General features: G+C 64.0%; 14 protein-coding genes and 2 pseudogenes. 5 read left to right on the plus strand and 11 right to left on the minus strand.

The window, feature by feature from the left end:
• The first annotated feature begins 18 nt into the window (after positions 1–18).
• Together MHEC_RS20335 and MHEC_RS20340 are read left to right on the plus strand one after the other, a co-directional pair.
• The gene (locus MHEC_RS20335; RefSeq protein ID WP_048890343.1) at positions 19–435 is read left to right on the plus strand and encodes an SCP2 sterol-binding domain-containing protein; all 417 of its coding nucleotides are present in this window, start codon (positions 19–21) and stop codon (positions 433–435) included.
• The gene (locus MHEC_RS20340; RefSeq protein WP_071700385.1) at positions 432–1,955 is read left to right on the plus strand and encodes a flavin-containing monooxygenase; all 1,524 of its coding nucleotides are present in this window, start codon (positions 432–434) and stop codon (positions 1,953–1,955) included. Before MHEC_RS20335 ends, MHEC_RS20340 begins: the two co-directional genes overlap by 4 nt.
• Before the next feature lie 199 nt (positions 1,956–2,154).
• Here the strand turns inward: MHEC_RS20340 and MHEC_RS20345 are convergent, their stop codons facing one another.
• From MHEC_RS20345 to MHEC_RS20380, 8 genes and pseudogenes are all read right to left on the minus strand, one after another.
• On the minus strand, positions 2,155–2,592 hold the full coding sequence (locus tag MHEC_RS20345; RefSeq protein ID WP_048890344.1) for a tautomerase family protein: 438 nt from the start codon (positions 2,590–2,592) through the stop codon (positions 2,155–2,157).
• Positions 2,593–2,806: 214 nt separating this feature from the next.
• Positions 2,807–3,742, minus strand: a pseudogene (locus MHEC_RS20350) (acyltransferase family protein); the annotation flags it as partial.
• A gap of 65 nt (positions 3,743–3,807) precedes the next feature.
• On the minus strand, positions 3,808–5,154 hold the full coding sequence (locus MHEC_RS20355; protein WP_081235376.1) for an IS256 family transposase: 1,347 nt from the start codon (positions 5,152–5,154) through the stop codon (positions 3,808–3,810).
• A gap of 83 nt (positions 5,155–5,237) precedes the next feature.
• A pseudogene (locus tag MHEC_RS20360) lies at positions 5,238–5,624 on the minus strand (acyltransferase family protein); the annotation flags it as partial.
• Positions 5,625–5,993: 369 nt separating this feature from the next.
• A complete protein-coding gene (locus MHEC_RS20365; RefSeq protein ID WP_048892818.1) occupies positions 5,994–6,650 on the minus strand; it encodes a response regulator in 657 nt (218 codons plus the stop codon).
• Positions 6,643–7,788, minus strand: a complete 1,146-nt coding sequence (gene macS / locus MHEC_RS20370) for a MacS family sensor histidine kinase (RefSeq protein WP_048892819.1) — start codon at positions 7,786–7,788, stop codon at positions 6,643–6,645. Before macS ends, MHEC_RS20365 begins: the two co-directional genes overlap by 8 nt.
• 91 nt (positions 7,789–7,879) lie before the next feature.
• On the minus strand, positions 7,880–8,920 hold the full coding sequence (locus MHEC_RS20375; protein WP_048892791.1) for a tetratricopeptide repeat protein: 1,041 nt from the start codon (positions 8,918–8,920) through the stop codon (positions 7,880–7,882).
• Positions 8,917–10,149, minus strand: coding sequence for an AAA family ATPase (locus MHEC_RS20380; protein ID WP_048892792.1), 1,233 nt, complete (start codon positions 10,147–10,149; stop codon positions 8,917–8,919). The genes MHEC_RS20375 and MHEC_RS20380 overlap by 4 nt, the downstream gene beginning before the upstream one ends.
• Positions 10,150–10,451: 302 nt before the next feature.
• Between MHEC_RS20380 and MHEC_RS20385 the strand changes: the two genes are divergently transcribed.
• The 3 genes from MHEC_RS20385 to MHEC_RS20395 all read left to right on the plus strand — a co-directional run bounded on the left by MHEC_RS20385 (position 10,452) and on the right by MHEC_RS20395 (position 13,709).
• Positions 10,452–10,799, plus strand: coding sequence for a DUF732 domain-containing protein (locus MHEC_RS20385; protein ID WP_048892793.1), 348 nt, complete (start codon positions 10,452–10,454; stop codon positions 10,797–10,799).
• Positions 10,800–10,938: 139 nt separating this feature from the next.
• A complete protein-coding gene (locus MHEC_RS20390) occupies positions 10,939–13,368 on the plus strand; it encodes an AAA family ATPase (RefSeq protein WP_048892794.1) in 2,430 nt (809 codons plus the stop codon).
• Positions 13,365–13,709 (plus strand): hypothetical protein, encoded by a 345-nt coding sequence (locus tag MHEC_RS20395; RefSeq protein WP_048892795.1) that lies wholly within the window; start codon positions 13,365–13,367, stop codon positions 13,707–13,709. Before MHEC_RS20390 ends, MHEC_RS20395 begins: the two co-directional genes overlap by 4 nt.
• A gap of 139 nt (positions 13,710–13,848) precedes the next feature.
• On the opposite strand, the gene MHEC_RS20400 is transcribed toward MHEC_RS20395, so the two are convergent.
• From MHEC_RS20400 to MHEC_RS20410, 3 genes are all read right to left on the minus strand, one after another.
• On the minus strand, positions 13,849–14,106 hold the full coding sequence (locus MHEC_RS20400; RefSeq protein WP_048892796.1) for a Txe/YoeB family addiction module toxin: 258 nt from the start codon (positions 14,104–14,106) through the stop codon (positions 13,849–13,851).
• Complete coding sequence (locus MHEC_RS20405; RefSeq protein ID WP_048892820.1) at positions 14,103–14,378, minus strand: type II toxin-antitoxin system Phd/YefM family antitoxin; 276 nt, start codon at positions 14,376–14,378, stop codon at positions 14,103–14,105. The genes MHEC_RS20400 and MHEC_RS20405 overlap by 4 nt, the downstream gene beginning before the upstream one ends.
• Before the next feature lie 554 nt (positions 14,379–14,932).
• Positions 14,933–18,295 (minus strand): TM0106 family RecB-like putative nuclease, encoded by a 3,363-nt coding sequence (locus MHEC_RS20410; protein WP_048892797.1) that lies wholly within the window; start codon positions 18,293–18,295, stop codon positions 14,933–14,935.
• Positions 18,296–18,344 lie beyond the last annotated feature (49 nt).

An 18,344-nucleotide genomic window follows, 5' to 3' on the forward strand; every position in this document is an offset into this window, starting at 1 on the left:
TTTAAAGGAGCTAAATCTTTGGCATTCTTCAGTTCCGCCGAACAGCTGTATGACGTGTTCACCGGATTCATGCGAGACATGGCGGCCGACCCACAGCTGGGACCCAAGTTCGTCCAATCCAAGACGGTTTTTCGAATCAACTACATAGATCCGGACGCATCGATCCTCGTCGATTGCACCCAAGATCCGATCCAGATCACGGAGGGTCTTTCCGATGTCAAGCCCGACGTTCAGCTAACCATGAAGGCCGACGACGGGCACTTGTTCTGGATGGGCAAACTCAAAATCACTACCGCGATCACCAAACGCAAAATCAAAGTTGCCGGGCAGGTGGCGAAGATGATGAACCTTTTGCCAGCGCTTGACCCTGCGTTCGCCAGGTACCGCGCTTACCTTGCGGAGAAGGGCTACGGCGAACTGCTGGTGGTTTCGTGAAAAGACGACGGACCCGCATCGCGATTGTCGGGTGTGGATTCGGCGGCCTCGCCGCTGCAATCGAACTCAAGCGATCGGGATTTGATAATTTCACGATTTTCGAGAGGGCGGATTCGGTCGGCGGCGTGTGGCGCGAAAACACCTATCCTGGCGCTGAATGTGATGTGCCCTCGCCGATTTATTCCTTCTCTTTCGCTCTTAAGCCCGATTGGTCGAGGCTTTTCGGCAAGCAAGAGGAAATCCACCGGTATCTCGACGAAGTCGCACACGAGTTCGGGATTATTGACCACATCCGGTTTAATACCGAAGTCACATCGGCGGTGTTTGACGAGTCGACTGGACACTGGCTGGTGACCACCAATACGGGAGAACAGGCGCAGGTGGAGGCAATCATCATGGCCACCGGTCAGCTCAGTCGGCCACGCCTGCCCGACGTGGAGGGCATCGATACCTTCGCTGGCGATTCTTTCCACTCCGCGCAATGGCGTCACGACGTCGATCTGACCGACAAGAAGGTGGTGGTGGTAGGTAGCGGTGCTAGCGCGATCCAGATCGTGCCAGCAATCGCGGACATCACCGCTGATTTGACCGTGGTGCAGCGGTCGCCCAACTGGGTGATGTGGAAAAGCCGGCGCAGGCCCGGCAGATTGCAGACGACGCTGATGAAGCGTTCCGGACTGCTGCGCACCCTGCATCACGTCGTGCTGTTTCTCGCCTACGAGTCACGCTATCCACTCGTCACCCGGCCCGCGGAGCCGATCCGCAAGTTCTACCAATGGTGGTTTATCCGAAACATCAAGCGCCACATGAGCGATCCCGAGGAGATTGCTGCGGCGACACCCCACTATCGACTGCTCTGCAACCGGCTGCTGTTGTCTAACGACTGGTATCCAACGCTCGGCCGCGAGGACGTCCACTTGGTCGGCTCGGCGGTGCAACGGGTAACACCGACGGGTGTCGTCACTGCGGACGGCCGCAGCATCGACGCCGAAGTGGTGATCTGGTGTACCGGGTTTCGAGCAAGCGAATTCCTCAGCCCCATCAAAGTCATCGGTCGTGACGGCATCGACCTACATGAGCAATGGCGCCACGGGGCCGAGGCCTACCTCGGTATCAGTGCACCCAACTTTCCCAACATGTTCATGCTTTTCGGGCCCAACACCAACAGCATCACCAACACGATCGTGTTCATGCTCGAGCGCCAAGCCCGATACATCCGCCAAGCCTTGGAGTACAAGGATTCCCATGACGTCAAGTGGCTCGATGTCAGCGCTGACACTTATCAAAAGTTTCATGTGTGGCTCCAAAAACAGCTGGACAGAACCGTTTTCACCGATAACTGCCCCGGTTGGTACACCAACGAGGAAGGAAAGGTCACCGCGATGTGGCCGGCGTCGCACCTGACGTATGCCCGTATGACGGCGAAGTTTCGTCCTGACCGGTACACCATTGTCGCAAACAAACGGTTGGCCCCGACCACGGCGTCACTGCACAACAACCAATGCGTGGTGACGGACTAAGGCGTGGGTGGCATTGAGCATTCGCGAACTGCTCGACCGGACGACCCGTAAACCCGCGGACCTACCGACCCTGCACGGTAAAACACCACGCGCAAGCACCCGCCGCAGCGGGTGCTTGCGCAGGCCGCCGTGTTGAGCGCTGACACCATGGGAACAATAATCCTGCCTGGATTAATACCAGGGCAGATCGACAGCCTGATCAGGGTGCGTCGTCTGCGGCAAAGCCCTTGACCTGCTGGCGGTAGACGATTTTGCCGCCGCTGGCCCAATTGCCTTCGGGCACTTCGTGGATCAGCGTCCAGACGTGAAGCGCGCGCGGACCCTCGGGGTCGATTCCCGCCGCCGCGCAGACCGCCGAGTGCACGTCGGCGGCGAGCTGTTCCTTGCGTTCTCGCGACAGCGCACCCTCGAATACCGTCATATCGACTCGGAACCGAGGTGCGCCGGGTTCGCGGCCACCCACCAGCTGTGCGGCCGGCTCGAGGGCATGCAGGTGAACGATGGTGTTGTCGCGCAAGAAGGGCGTGTCCGGAGCGCGTTCGGCACGCAGCAGCACGGTGACGAGCTCGTCAGTCAACGCGGTGAGAGCGCGGCGGTCCAGGGAACCACGCACGAACGTCAGGTCGATCATCGGCATGGCAGATCCATCTCCGCATAGTGGCCAACGAACAAGATTCTCTCCCACGTGGAGGGGCGATTCCTGGATGACCACCAAACCGATTTGCGCCGATCGGCGGGTGTTCCCATGGCAAACAACTCCTTTACCACCGCCGCCTTGGCTGTCACGGCGGGATTGCGCCTTTCTAGCGGTCACCTTGATCGGCAACCCTACGTGATATCGGCTCTTGCTGTCATTTGCGTGAATTATTCTGAGAGCCAGTCAAACTGGCCAATGCTCGAGCAGCCGCGAGCGCGGCCAGCATCACGGCCAGGCAAATCAGGCCGTCGTCTTTCAGGCCCCATCTGATCGCGGCCAGGATTGCCGTCCCGGCAAGCATGAGCAGTGCACCGACCACCACGCTTCGCCGGCCCGGCATCACCGCGAGTGGGCCATCCCAGCCGGGTAAGGGGTTGTTCTCCAACGAGCGCAGCGGTACGAACAGGACTGCCATCACGGCGACCATCATGAGCAGCTGCAGCAGGCTGATCGCGGCGAAATGTTGGTGGCCCGGGTAGCGGGGGTAGCCGAGGTCGTCGAAGAGCAGGTGCATAAACAGCAACACCGGCATGTGCCAGAGGTACAGCGTCATCGCTCCCGAGTTGCCGATGGCGGTCCACCACCACACTCGTGGCCGTTGCGCCCATCGGGCAATCGCCGGAGCGAGGCAGATTGCTAAGGCGCTCAGGATGACGGCGTGCCCGGCCAACAGCAATGACGGCGGGCTGGTGTTGGACAGGTGATGGTCGCCGGTGCCGACCATGCTCGGCTCATACGGCCCCCACCGCACCAGTACGACGTTGGCGGTCAACATCACCGCCGCCGTCGCCAGGGCGGTCCGGCCGCCGAGCAACCGGCGGCGGTAGGCGACGCCAAACATTGCCGGGATAAGCCAGACCGCGAGGTTGAGATAGCCCAGCGGCGCCGCGGCAGGCCAAGTTAGCCGGATCGTGTCAATGACCGCAATCGCGCCGTACACAATGCCGATACCCGCGGCAAGCCGGCCGGGAGTGGTGATCCGGTAGAGCGCCGGCATCGCGGCCAACACCAACACGTAGGCGCCGAGAAACCACAAGGCCTGAATGCTGACGCCAGCGATTGGCTCATAGACGTGCTGGGGCAGCAGCAGGGTGGCGTCCCAGGAGCGGTGTAAAAGTGGCCTGGCGTAGGTCCCGCTCGCTTGCGTTCATGATCCTATGCGGTGGCGCTGGCAGGTTCACTTGGGACCATGCCGGTTTCGGGGTTTGTTTCCGAATTCCTTTGCGGCAGTTCGGTTGGTGGGTCATGCAGCGATCTGCGTAGGTCGGCCAGCAGCCGCAGGCCGGCCGGGGTCATGGTGAATCCGCGCCATCCGGCCGAGGCGCGGTCGAGCACCGCCCACACCAGTTTGAGGCAGGAGTACTCGCCGGGCAGCCTGCCGATGACCTTGACCCGGCGGCGGGTCTCGCCGAAGGTGCGCTCGATGAAGTTCGAATGCCGCACGCGGGTCCAATGCTCGCGCGGAAACCGCAGATAGACCGTCAGCGATTCACGGTCAGCGAGCAGGGCCCGCACCGCCGCCGGGTAAGAGTCGCGCCAGCGCTTGGCGAACACGTCGATCCTGTTCTGGGCGAGTTTGACCGCCTCGATGCCGGGTTCGACGTCCTCAGGCAGGTCGAAGATCGCCCAGTAATCGGCTTTGACGTCGGCCTGCGCATTTTTAGCCACCTTGGCAATGATGTTGCGGGCGCGATGAATTAGGCAGCGCTGCCGCAACGCCGTGCCCATCGTGCGCTCGACCGCACCGATCAACCCGGGCGCGCCGTCGCTGATCACCAGCAGCGGACACGCCAGCCCACGCTCGCCGAGCCCGGACAGGAACCCTTCCCACGCGTCGCCGGACTCCGAGGATGCCGCGTCCAGCCCGACGAACACGGGCTTGCCGTCGGTGTCGATGCCCCAGGCGGCCAGCACCGGCTCGGCCGCGGCGTTTGCGTGATATTTGAAGTGGCTGCCGTCGAGGAACAGGTAATCCAGCTCGACGTCGTCGAGGCGGCGGGCGCTCCATTGTTCGAACTGAGTCTTGATGTCCTCGCAGATCCGCGACACCGTCGACTTCGACACCGCGGCGGCCTCGCCGAGCGCCTCGACCAAAGTGGCCTCCACGTCGCGGACCGACAGGCCGCGCACGAACCCGGCGATCACCAGCGACTCCAGGGCGTTGGTCTTGGTCACTCCCTTGCCGAACAGCTGGGAGGCGAACCGCTCGGTGGTGCCGCGCACCTTCGGCCGGGCCAGCGTTACCGGTCCCGCGGTGGTCTTCACCGTGGTCGGGCAATATCCGTTGCGCATCCCAGCGCGGGCGTCGTCGCAGCTCGCGGCTCGCTGGTAGCGGTCCCGGCCGAGGAACTCGCTCACCTCGGCCTCGATCGCGGTCTGCAGCAGCAATCGGGCGCCGAGCCGGGCTACTTCCTCGATCGCACCCGCCAGGTCCTCGCCGCCAGCGAACACACCATCAATTTCTGCCTGCAACCGCTGCACAGGCGATACCCTCTTCAACACGGACGTGGGCTCCTTCCATCAGACTTGCCGGTCTTCGAGGGAACCTACGTCCGGATTCTTTTACACCGCGGGAGGGACACGACCAGCAGCAGATGCAGCAGGCTCAACGCGCACGCCCAGAACCCGAGATAATAGAACACCGGCCGAAACAATCTGGTGCAGCGTGCCATTAGCCACTTACCCCAGTCGGTGTCAGGCCGCCAGGATCCCAGGCACGCTGCGGTGCCGGCGAAAAAGAACAGAGGCATTGGCTGCAGGATCCAGGTCAGGGCCTGAAACACCGCCGACGTGGTAAGCAGGTTAGCCCAGATGAGAACGCCGCCCCGGATGACGCTGATTGCCATCACCGTATGGCCGATCACCACGGCGATCAACGCCGCGATGCGAATAACGTCGATGGCACGGTCACGATCAGCCGGGGTGCGGTCAGCCAGCTCGGCCGGACGCGGAAAACCCATCAGAGTTGTCATAGCGAGGGAATGCCTTTCTGTGTCGTGGAGGTGGAAGTGCTTGCAGTAGAGGAGGTCTTTGGATTGTCGGGATCCAGAGCTTTCGGCTCGCGCCGAGATCAGCACCCTGTCGATCGCGGCCAGCACCTGAACGGTGTCGAGAAGTCACCCATTGGCGGGGTGCATGCCAGCCGCATGGCGATCACATAGACCGTGGTCACGAGGCCAGCGGCCAACGGAGACACGCCAGTCGGTGCCGGCGATGCGGTCGCGGTTAGCATGGCAGTGCATAGCCTGGATTCAGTCATGCCTGCCACGATGACGGCCGGGCCATCGATACAGATGCGTAGTACTACTCAATTCCGATAGGTAGCACTACCCAATGCGGCGCTAGTCGTCTAGGCCGTGCTCCATCGCGTAGCGGGTCAATTCCACCCGATTGGCGACCTGGAGTTTACGAAACGTCGCCTGGACGTGGTTTTCCACGGTCCGATGACTCAACGACAGTTTTGCGGCAATCTGTTTGGCCGACAATCCTTTGGCCACATAGCGCAACACCTCGGTTTCCCGCGCGGTCAGGGTTGGGGTGGACCGCCCCGACTCCGGACTGCGCGCCAGACGGCGGTATTCACCCAGGACCAGCCCGGCCAGACCGGGCGTGAACACGGCGCGCCCGGCGGCGGCGGCGCGCACGGCTTCACACAGCTCGTGTCTCGACGCGCTTTTCACCAGGTATCCGGTCGCACCTGCCTTGACGGCCTGCAAAACATCGTCGCGTTCGTCGGAGGCCGACAGCACCAGCACTCGGGAGCCCGGCGAAACCGCGAGCACGTCCCTCGTCGCGTGCACGCCATCGCCGTCGACCAGCCGCATGTCCATCAGCACCACATCGGGCTTCACCGCCGCGGCACGTCGGCGTGCCGCGGCCACCCCGTCGGCGGTGGCGACCACAGTGAACCCGTCCTCGGCGAGGTCGCGGGCAACGGCATCTCGCCAGATTGGGTGGTCATCGACCACCATCACCGTCGGTGACATGTCGTCACCCATGGCGGCCATCCCGGCGCGGAACGCTGAGCTCCCATTCGGTGCCTTCGCCGACCTCTGTATGCAGTCGTGCGCTGCCGCCCAACGAAACTATCCTTCCTACAATTGATTTCGAGATACCAATGTGCCCCTGCCGGGCCGCTTCCTCCAGTCTTCCCGGTGCAATGCCGACGCCGTCGTCGCGAATGCTGACCGTTACAGCATCTCCCAGATCTTCCACAACGACGAAGGCCCGGGCATCGGGACCGGCGTGCGCACGCACATTGTCGAGCGCGTTGGCCACCGCCGCGTCTAGTTCCGCGGCCACATGCTGGTCAACCATCACCGCAGTCGCGGGCAGGCTCATCGACACCCGGTCGTTCTCCCTGCGGCTAAGCAGTGTGCGCAGATCAACCGTCGCGGCACTGCGATCCAGGCTGAACTCGGCGGAGCTTACCAACCGTCGCAGCGCGCGCTCCTGCTCGCTGGCTAACTCAGCTAGTTCGGCTGTGGCACCCCCGATTTCGCGTCCACGCTTGGCAACCAGCGCCAGTACTTGGATAACGCCGTCATGGACGTGTCGCGACAACCGCTCCCGTTCTTCGACCGCAGCGCTCAAGCGGGCTGCATGCTGTAGTTGATCGTGGGCGCGCCGCGCAGTCTGGGCGGCCATCCCGACGGCTAGGCCGAGAGCCACCTCGATAATCAGGGTGGCGTTGTGTCCGAGGTTCAGACTGACGTATTGCTTGACCGCGAAATTGGTGGCTATCACAGCCAATCCGGTCAGCATGCCCGTGGCAGGACCAAACTGCAGCGCTGCTGAAATGGTCGGGTTGCTGGCCCACAGCGTCGTCGGCCAGGTCTGGTTCTCGGCAGCCCAGTGCGGGGAGGCGACGATCTTGTTCGACCACATGAGCAGGACGACAACCGCGATTTCGGCGAGCACCCACCGTGCCCGAGCGCCAAACCCGTTCAGGTAGACGACGGCACAGACCACGCTCCAGCCAGTCAGCAAAGCGAACAGCAGCCACGCCAGCCCGGGCCGCTGCAAATCGGAATTGACCGCGATCTGAAAACCCAGGGCGTACAGCCAACTCAGCAGGCGAAACGCCTGCGCCGCACGCCACAGCGGTGCCGTTGGATCCGGGCCGCGCGCCGTCACCACGGGTTCAGCATAAACAGCGCACCCGTTGGTCACGCGGTCATGCCAATCTGGCGTCCGGCATCGACAGCCGCCTTGAACCACCGGCAGGTCAGGCGCCGATCATCCACCCGATCCGGATCAACAGCAAACCCGCCACCACCAACGCGACGCCGGCCACGATCATCCAGGCCGAACCGCCAATGATGGTGGCCCAAGCCCCGGCGCCGACTCCCAGTAGCGCGTGAACGAGCCGGGCTGCTACGAATGCGCGCTGTCGCAACACAGAAACCAGCACCCGCCGCGGTATGACACGAAGCACCCAGGCCAGACTCACAATCAGCGCTGTCGTGACCAAACCTGCGACCAGCCGGGGCCCCGCCGTCGACTCGCCGGTGCTGTGCATCTCGCCGACCATCGCGACAGGGATGCCGAGGAACACCGCGAGCACCGTTATACGTTTGAAAATCTTGGCGAGAGCCGCGCCGATATTCCTGCGGGCCAGATCCCCCATCGCCGGGTCTAAGGCTGCGGCGCCGAGGAACCCACGCAACGCACGTCCGAACTTACCGCGGCTCAGCTTGTTGACGGCAATGTTGTGGAGCGCTTCGGCGTTACCTGGCTCCAGCGACAGCGCCTGCCGGTACGCCGCGGTGGATTCGCGGAGTTGGCCAAGGCCGTGCAGGATGTAGCCGCGCAAGACAAGTGCGGACACGTAAGTCGGTTCTAGCCGTAGGGCTTCGTTCACCGCGACCAGCGCGTAATTCAATTGACGGGCGGTGCAGAGCATCCTTGCGTACACGAGGTGGGCATACGCGTCGTGTGGGTGATCCGCCACCGTGCGCGACGCCATGAACAATGCCTCGGGGAGTCTGCCCTGCCCTTCAAGCGCCAGCGCATAAATCCGCATCGCGAACGCATCTTGGGGACAACGGGATAGCGCGGCATACGCGCTATGCGCTGCCGCATCGTAGTTGTCGAGGAGCAATTCAGCCCTGGCGTACTGTGCCAACAGCGCGGCATCGTCGGGGTGCTGCGACAAAGCCGTTCGCAGCAGATCTGCGGCACGCCCGTAGTTGCCCACATCGATATAGCGCCGGGCAACGTCGAGCGCGGCCTCGGCGTTGTCGTCGGTGACCGAACCAGAAGTCACCGAAACTTCCTGCCCCGCATATACCGTGCCAACTCGTCGTAGCTGCCGTCATCGTTGGCGAATTCGACGACGTTGCGGGCGGTTTCGAACCATGGCCCAGCACTTGGCCGGATTTGCACGAGTGCAGCGTGGATATCGTCCATTCTCACCGGACGAACCTGCCCTGTGCTCATTGAGTCGGCCATGGCCAATTGTGTTGCGGTCTGGCACATGTGCGCCAGGTCTGCTCCGGAAAACCCTTCGGTGCGCGCCGCAATGGACTTGAGGTCAATTCCTGACACCGGCCGGTCCTGCAGGTGCAAACGCACGATCGCGGACCTGGCTTCGGCGTCGGGAAGGCCTACGAAGATCATCCGGTCAAATCGGCCGGGCCGCCGCATCGCCGGGTCGACGTCCCACGGCGCGTTGGTGGCGCCCAGCACGTACACCCCGTCGTTGGCTGCGCCCGCCGAGTCCATTTCCTCGAGCAAACAGTTGACGATTGTCCGCAGGCCCGAGGTGCCGCTCAACGCCGAACGCCGGTGCCCCAACGCGTCTACTTCGTCGAAAAACAACACGCACGGGGCATTTCGACGGGCATTGTCGAACACCGACCGGATACTGCGCTCGCTTTCGCCGAGCCAGCGATGCAGCACATCGGCGATGCCCACCTGGTAGAAACTCGCTCCGATCTCGCCCGAGACCGCTTTCGCGATGTAGGTCTTGCCGCATCCCGGAGGACCGTAAAGCAGCAGCCCGCCGCGAGCCGAAATCTTGTAGGCCTTCATCAACTCGGGGTTGCGAAGTGGGCCCAGCAGGGCAAGCTGCAGTTGTCTTTTCACGTCGGCCATGCCTGCGATGTCCGCCAGCCGCACACGGCTGGGCTCCACCACGTCGTAGTCGTCTTGGCCCACCACATCAGCCGGTTCCTCGATGAATGCCGGTTGGATAATGTCGGCAACCTCGCTTTCGGCAGCGGACCAATCGAAGTCTTCCTTCGCCGAAGGTGCGCCGCCGCCCGCGCTCTCCACCCCGGGGGTGGCGGCCAGCGCCGCGCTGCACCGTTGCACCAGAGCGAGCGCCCCAGCGTGGCCGGCATCTCGGGCCAGCACCGCGCTGCAATGCCCGAGCGCTTCGGCATAGCGGCCGCGATCGGCCAACAGTCCGGCCAGGTGCAGGCGCAGTTCGATGGCATCAGGGCTGCGTTCCACCGCCGCAGACAATTCCCTTATCACCGGGTCTTCTGTCACCAGAGCCTCCCAACGAGCTCGCTGACGTCGGTCCAATCGTACGAGCGTCGATCACACCGCCCCCATGACCTGGTAGTGCCGATGGGGGCCGTCCAACCATCTGCCGCCGTCTCATTGCCTGCGGCGTGTCGACTTGACAACTGCGCCGACAGTGCACTCACGGATTTGTCGGTGGGCGCTTGTAGCTTCTCTCGGCTAACCACCAGTCGGGTGCCGACGCGGCCAGTCCGCGCTGGCACCACGCAAAGACAGGAAGTGACGCCGAGATGATGACTCCCCGAATACGGTGGCCGCTAAGGTCAGTGCTTGCCATCGCCGCGACGGCAATCGGGCTCGGGCTTGCCGGGCCCGCGCACGCCGATCCAGCGCAGGATTACCTCTACTACTCGACCCTGCACAGCCTTGGGATGGTGGTTTGGAATCCCCCCGCGATGCGCGCACTGGGTATCGGCGCCTGTCAGGACATGGCGATGGGCAACAACTGGCGAATCACCGTGACCAAACTGATGAACGCCGGCTACACACTGCATGAGGCGTCGATGATCCTCGCAGCCGCAGTCGTGGCGTACTGCCCATCGCTGGACCCGCGCCTGCAGGATGCCCCGCCCCCTTCGGCGCCGCCGCCCGCGCAGCAGATGACGGTGGCCTGATGCGTCGGGCCCAGGCCGGGAATCGCCGGCGCCTGCGAACGGTTGTCACCGCCAGCGGACCCTCACCGTCCGGCATGTCGGCGACCGCGAACCAGTCAAGTGTCCGCGGAGGCCGGTGTGTCGTTGTTGAATCGTGCCCATGACAACCGAAATCATCGCGGCGCCCGGCTCCGGTGATTTAGCGGAGCGGTCGATTCAGAACATCATTTTGGATCTGCTGGATTCTGATCCAGGCCTAGATGCCGAGGTCAGAGAGGCGGTGTTGGAGGCGCTGGCGGAGGTCACCGGCGGCGGGGGCACCCCGCAACAGATGGGTGCGCCCGCCACGTACCTGGCGAGCATCACCGTCGCCGGTTTTCGTGGGATCGGCTCCAGAACATCTCTTGACCTCTACCCGGCGCCGGGTCTGATGGTGGTCAGCGGCCGCAACGGCTCCGGCAAGTCGAGTTTCGTCGAAGCGCTGGAGCTCGCGCTGACCGGCACCAGCTTCCGCTGGCACCAAAAGGAGACGCTGTGGGCCGAGGCATGGCGAAACCTGCACCAGCCCAATCCCTGCGAAATCCAGATCGGTTTCACTCGAGACGGAGCCAAACCGTTCGCTATCGGGATCACATGGTCGCCCGAGGCCGCGCTGACGGATAGCACGTCATGGACTCAAACCGTCGGTGACAAGCGAGTCGAGGGCACCGAGCGGCTCGGGTGGGCGAGTGCGCTAGAGCTCTACCGCCCGGTGCTCTCCTACGAAGAGCTGGGCCGGCTTTTCGACGGCGGCCCCGCTGCGCTGTATGACGCACTGGCCAAAGTGCTGGGGCTGGAGCTGCTCGCCGACGCCGAAAAGTGGCTGGCGGCGCGCCTTAAGGACACCAAGGCCACTCGCGAGAAAGCCGACAGCGAGCGTAAGCGGTTACAGGCTTTGCTGGCGGATTCCACCGATGAGCGGGCTGTGCGCGCAGCGACTCTGCTGGGCAAGAAAAGAGGGGCATCGCTCGACGAGCTGCGCGCGCTGGCCACCGGAGCCGACGACCCACACCTGCAGACGATCCCGCAGCTGCGGGCGCTGGCGAACCTCACAGTCCCAACTCGCGAGGAGATCCAGACCATCGCCGAAGAGCTTCGAGCGGCCGCCCGGGCCGCGGCCGGGTCCGCCGCGGACGTAGCCGAGCTGACCCAGCAACGCGCCGAGCTGCTGCAGGCCGCACTGGACTACCACGACCATGCCGGCGACGTCGACTGCCCGGTGTGCGGGGAGGGCCGCCTTGATGCCGAGTGGGCGGCCCAGGTCCGTGACACCATCGCCGAAACCCAGAACTTTCTTGCTGAATACCGTTTGCATACGGCGCAATTGAAGGCAGCGCGATCCGCTGCCGCGAGTCTCAGTCAACGATTACCGGCTGTGGCCGCCGTCGAGGGCGTCGAGCTTCCGGCGCTAGCCACCTACGCCGCGGCGCGGGCCACCGCCCAACAGGTCCCGCCTGATGAGAGCGGGTTGGCTGCCCACCTGGAGACCGCCGTTGGCGGTGCCATCGCTGCGGCGGAGGCGCTGCGCGCCCAAGCCTCCGAGGCCCATGCGCAACGGCAAGACGCATGGGCGCCGTTGGCCGCTCAACTCGGTGGCTGGATCCAGCTCGAGGCGGAGGCGAGAAGCCACGACGCGACTGTCAAGACCATGACCGCCGCCAAGAAATGGATGAGCGATCATGCCGGCAAGTTCCGTAATGAGCGGCTCCAACCCATTGCCGCTCAAGCGCGCTGGATCTGGAGTCTGCTCCGGCAGGAAAGCAACGTGGATTTGGGCGATATCACGTTGGAGGGCACAGCCACCCGGCGGCGCGCCGTCTTGGGCGGCTTTGTGGATGGCCAGCCCACCAAAGCGCTGTCGGTGATGAGCCAAGGCGAGCTGCATGCCCTCGCGCTGGCGTTGTTCATTCCCCGGGCCACCGCTGCCGCGAGCCCGTTTCGGTTCATCGTGCTCGACGACCCGATCCAGGCCATGGATCCGGCCAAGATCGATGGATTCGTCCAACTGCTCTCCGAGCTCGCCAAGACGCGTCAGGTCGTGGTGTTCTCCCATGACGATCGGCTGGCCTCGGTGATCCGGGAAACCGGTGTCGACGCCAGAATGATCGAAGTCGTGCGCGAGGCGGGTTCGCGGATTTGCCTGCGCGACAACGTCAATCCCGCCCTGCGCGCGGTCGACGATGCGTTCGCGCTAGTCAAGGACGAGAACATGCCCGACGAGGTCAAACGGCGGGCCGCGCCCGGGCTGTTCCGGCTGGCGCTCGAATCGGCCGCCAAACAAACCTTTTACCGGCGGCAAAGCGTGGCAGGACATCCCCGGATCGAATCCGAAGCGCAGTGGGCCAAAGCGAAGAAGACGGCGAGCCGGCTAGCGCTCGCTGTCCACGGCGACGCTTCGGCAGACTTGACTTCATGGCGTGATGGCAACCGGGCACGCGATCGTGCGCTTTGGATCGCCAACGCGGGAGTCCACGGCGCGGCCCAGGCGATCACCATCGAGGACGTGCGTGATCTGGAGAAAACCGTCCGCGAAGTGTTGGCGCTCAAGTGATTGCCGTTGAACTGCTGGGACATGCCCAGCGCGTCCTCACCCGGGCTGATATCGGCGGGTTGTCGGCGCGCATCGCAGCCTTCCTCGCTCGCCAGGCATTAGAACACATCGTCAACCAGCGCTGCATCGCTCTCGGCGTGACAGCACCCAACGCGACCACCCGCAGCAAGCTGCTCATTTTGCGCACACTTGATTCTTCGGAGGTGGGGGACACCGCGGCATTCGCCTGGAACCGGCTCAGCACCGCCTGTCACGTGCACGCCTACGAAATGCAGCCCTCCGTAGTGGAAATCGAGCAACTCTGCGGTGTCGTAGCTTCCCTGCTACCACAGGCGAAGTGAGCATGCAGCTTTCCGGTAAGTGCCGGATCCCCCGACGAGAGCGAGCTGCGACGCGGCCGGTGTCTCGGACCACTCACCGCCGCTGATCAACCCGGCGGCAGTCGGGTAGCGGTAAGGACAATCAATCGCAGTGGAACAGTTAGTAGTGGTATCGCGCCTTGAGCACTTTGACTTCTGTGTCGTCTGCCCGGTAGACCAGCCGGTGTTGGTCGTCGATGCGGCGCGACCAGTATCCGGACAGTTCTCCTTTCAGCGGTTGGGGTTTGCCGATCCCGGTGAACGGATCCTGTTGGATCTCGGCGATGAGGCGGACGACGCGGCGGGCGGTTTTACGGTCGGAGGCCAGCCAGAACAGGAAGTCCTCCCAGGCGTCCGGGTCGAAGCAGATGCTTCTCACTGCTGGCCGCCGGCCATCTCCCTCAGCTCGTTTATCGATGTGCTGTGTACCGGGTGTCCGGATTTGTCGCGGGCGACGGCTTCCATCAACCGCCGGGCGTTTTCTGGTGAGCGCAACAGATACACCGTCTCTTGCCACGAGTCGTAGTCGTCGGCCGACATCAGCACCGCGTCTCCGGCCCGGGAGGTGATGCGCACGGGCTCGTGATCGGTGTTGACTTGCTCCAGCAGAGGAAACAGGCGTTGGCGGGCTTCACTTGCGCTGATGCTCACGTCGGACACTCCATGATGTTGTACGATCATTCCGTACTATAGTGGTACGAATAAATTGTACAGATGTGTCCCAGACGGCTGCAACGGCGTACGACAGATACGGCAAGAACGTAAGACAATGGTTCGCCGGCCCGAGGTGCTGGCGTGTGAACTCAACCACAAGACTGTCGGCGGGCTCGCCCGGGCCGAACGTAGCGGGCCGACCGGCACCGAACGCGGCCCGGCGGTGAAACGTCCGACAATGTGTTGAAGGACCTGATCTCGCACAGTCGGCCGGTGAGTAAGCAGGGCGGAACCCTCGTCCATGAGGTTGCGATCAGCCGTGTCCACGGCACTCCAGGCCCCCGCGAAGCGTTGCTACCTCAACCTCGATGACCATGACTGCTGCATCTAAGCGCTGGCCACCGACACGCTAGCGCCGCCCCGGCGATAAGTAGCGGGTGCCGGTTGTCGATCTAGCGCGTCGGGTGCAGGCAATGCCGCGGGTCTTCGCGTTTTCGGCGCTGCCGTAAGTCGCATGCGCTGCCATTTATTCGGACAACCTCATAAGACAGTCACCGCAGCCGCGGTGCCCGCTCGACGAACGCGTTGAGTGTCGCGATCAGCCGCATGTCGTCAACGGTGCGGGCGCGGGTGTTGAGCAATTCCTCGGTGCACACCAGATAGGCCAAGCAGCGTGCGCGGCTGATCGCGACGTTGAGCCGGTTGCGGGAGAACAGGAAATCGGCACCGCGCGTCATGTCCTCGCCGGTTGAGGTGGCCATGCTGAAGAACACCACAGCGGCTTCCTGTCCTTGGAACTTGTCCACGGTGCCCACGGGTACCCCCGCGGTGTGCGCGTCCCGGGCGAGCCGGTCACGAATGCAGCGAACCTGGTCGTTGTAGGGCGCGACCACCATGAAATCGACTGCCGTCAAAGGTTTTTCTTCACCCTTCTGGTTGGTCCACGGGGTTCCGATCAGCCGCCCGATTTCGGCGGCGATCAGATCGGCTTCCTCCGGTGATCGGGTGCTGTTGCCGCGGTGGTTGGCCGCAAGCCAGCGCAGCCCGGTTCCCAGTACGGTGGTCTGCTGCGCGCAGCTGGGATGGCTGATCAGGCGCCCCCCGTAGATCTGCTCGGAGATGAAAGAGCACACGTCGTCGTGCATACGCCAGGTCTGCGACAGAAAAACTCCCCGGTGTGGGGGCAAGGTGACGTCGTCGCCGAGGACGTGCTCGAGCGCGCTTCGGCCACCGCCACCGGGATGGTCGGCCTGGACGACCTGGGGAAGCTGCAGCGGGTCGCCGAGCAGGATCAGGTTGCGCGCCGAGCAGGAAGCGGCCAGTGCATCGGCCAGCGCCAGCTGACCGGATTCGTCGACGAGCAGCACATCAACAGGGGCTGCGCGCATGTCCGGGGAGGCAAACAACCAGGTCGTGCCAGCGACTAAATTGAATTCGCCTCGCGCGCACCGCTTGTTGTTGTCCACATAGATGACGCCGGGCAGCGCGCTACCGGGCTCTGATCCGGGTTTGCGCACCGCGCACAGCCGCTCCCTCATACCCGCGTCGCCGAAGACTTTGACGATCCATGCGAGGAGATGGTCGATGGCCGCGTGGCTCATCGCCGTGATCCCGACCCGCTGGCCGGCGGTGATCAAGGTGTGCACCAGATGCGCCGCCGAGTAGGTCTTGCCGGCGCCGGGAGGCCCCTGGATCGCCACATAACTGTGGTCCAGTTGAGTTACCCACCCGGTCATCTCGGCCAGGTCGTCGCTGAAGGTGCCGTCGGCTGGCCCGCCGCCGGGTGTGAATCTGGGGAGTTCGCAGCGCAACAACGCAGCCGTCACCGCGTTAGGCGCCGGCCCGCCGTGGTCCACCAGGCGGGCGGCGAACTCCGACAAAGCCCTCGCCTTGGGTTTGGTGTCAACCCAGTCATGCACGACGACGACGCTCGGCACATAACCTGACTGCTGACAGCCGTCGTTCCAGACTAGGTCGAGCTGACCAGTGTCGCGGTCAAGTCCGGCGATGGTGGCGTAGCGCTTGATCCCGTCGGGCGTCAGGTACACCACCTGGCCGCCCTGGCTGGGAAAGCCGTCAGCGACCTGGGCGGGAAATGTGAAGCGCATGACTGGAAGGATCGGCTTGCCCCGCTTACCGATTCGCTCGACCAACTCGGCGGAGTAAAGCCCGGACAGCACGTCACCGTCGTCGAACAGCGTCATCGGGTCTGCTTGACATTTGGCCATCTTGGGGGCGATGTACGCGCGCCACTCCCGAAGCCAATAGCCCAGCACATCGCCCAGCAGGTGCTCGGCGGTATCTGGACCGAAGGCATGAAGCCGGGTGACCTGCTCGTCCAATTCCGGGATACCCGGGTCTGCCTCCAGCTGCGCTGCGCGCCAAGGCGTCCCGGCGGGACGGTGTTCGATCAACCAATCGCGCAGCGCCTGAGCGGCCCGCACATCGTCCTCGTTGTAGGACGCGATGCGCTCAAGCGCGGCCAGGTTCTGATCGGCCATGAATCGTTCGTACTCGACCACCGCGCCGGCGCCCTGGTCGATGTCGTGGCCGCGCTGAAAAGTGGTCAACCGTTCCAGGCACTTCAGGCCGTAGGATTCGACACCGACCCGTATGGCGTTGCGCGCCACCGCGAACAGGTCAACGAAAAACCCGGTCTCCACCAACCGGTTCAGTTCGACCTCTCGCACACCGTGGGTGGCGGTCAGCCGCTCGAGGGCCGAGCGCTCGGTGTGGTTGTAGTGATAGGCATGAGCGTCTGGGCAGGCGGCACGGCGCGTATCCAAAAAGTCGATCAACTCCGTCACGGCGGCTGCTTCCTGGTCGAGATCATGGGCCCACCAGGCGCGGTAGCGCCACCGATCATCGGGGTCGCGCTCAAGCAGACCGAACAAAAAGAACAGCCCGGCGTCGGGTCGCCAGAACGGATGGCCTTCGAAGTCGAGGAACACATCGCCCGCATCGGGCGCCGGCAACAGCTCCCATCCGTGACCCCACTCTGGGTCATCGCCGGCTTCGATCACGGTATACGGCGGCGCGCCCGCGCCCCGCGACCGAGCCTCAACCTGAAGCGAAGCCTGGTCGACAAGCCGGACCAACCGTTCCGGGCGGATCCCGTCCAGTGGCCCCCGGTGGGCCGCCAGCTGGGCCAGGGTCGAGACACCCCCGTCATTGAGCACCGCCCGCTCCGGTTGGCGGATGCCCGCGACATAGACCAGGGAGTCCTCGTCGCGCCACTGTGTGGTGCACAGCTCGAAGAATTCGCACAAAGTGCAGTGCGGACAGGGCTCGGGAACCGTGCCCGCCACCGGCCCGGCGGCCAAGGCGCGGGCGAGCTGGCCGCGCAGCCGACGCCAGTACGGGCTGAACTCGTCGACGGTCAGGGCTTCAACTCGCCCCGAGCCCAGCCACAGATGCATCCGGCGCGGCCGCACACCGGTGAGCGCCTCGATGGCCTCGGCGTAGAAGCACAGCTGTAGAACGTGTCCCGGCTTGGCCTCGACACGGGTGAGCTTGGCGTCGACCGGCTCGTAGGACACCGCTCCGGTCTCCGGGTCCTCGACGCGCACGACGAAGTCGGCGATCCCGCGCATACCGTCATGGACGAACGGCATCTGGTAGATGACATCCCAGCCCGCATCGAACGGGTTCCCGACGCGAGCAACCCAGTCCGTGAATGGTTCGCCTTGCTCTCTGGCGGGAATCTCGCGGATCGACTTGCCCTGCCGGGCATACTCGGCCAGACACTCACGCTCGTGCTGGTTCCCTTTGGCGACGAGCAAGCCGGCGAATGACCCATACTTCGGATCAGGTTCCGCCAGCAGGCCGTCATCGACGCGGTTCCTCAGCGTGAGAAAATGCGCGCACTCCAGCCACGCCGTGATCTTCGACGGCGTGAGCAAGCGATCCGCCACTGCACTCACTCCAATCGCCAGGCATGCTCGGGATAGGCCCGCCCACCGG

The organism is Mycobacterium heckeshornense, assembly GCF_016592155.1.
In the GTDB taxonomy this organism is placed as follows: Bacteria; Actinomycetota; Actinomycetes; order Mycobacteriales; family Mycobacteriaceae; genus Mycobacterium; species Mycobacterium heckeshornense.

Excerpts from the sequence above, each read along its gene's own strand:
- MHEC_RS20345 (WP_048890344.1), bottom strand. The coding sequence starts at position 2,592 with ATGCCGATGATCGACCTGACGTTCGTGCGTGGTTCCCTGGACCGCCGC.
- MHEC_RS20365 (WP_048892818.1), bottom strand. The coding sequence starts at position 6,650 with ATGGGTGACGACATGTCACCGACGGTGATGGTGGTCGATGACCACCCA.
- MHEC_RS20390 (WP_048892794.1), top strand. The coding sequence starts at position 10,939 with ATGACAACCGAAATCATCGCGGCGCCCGGCTCCGGTGATTTAGCGGAG.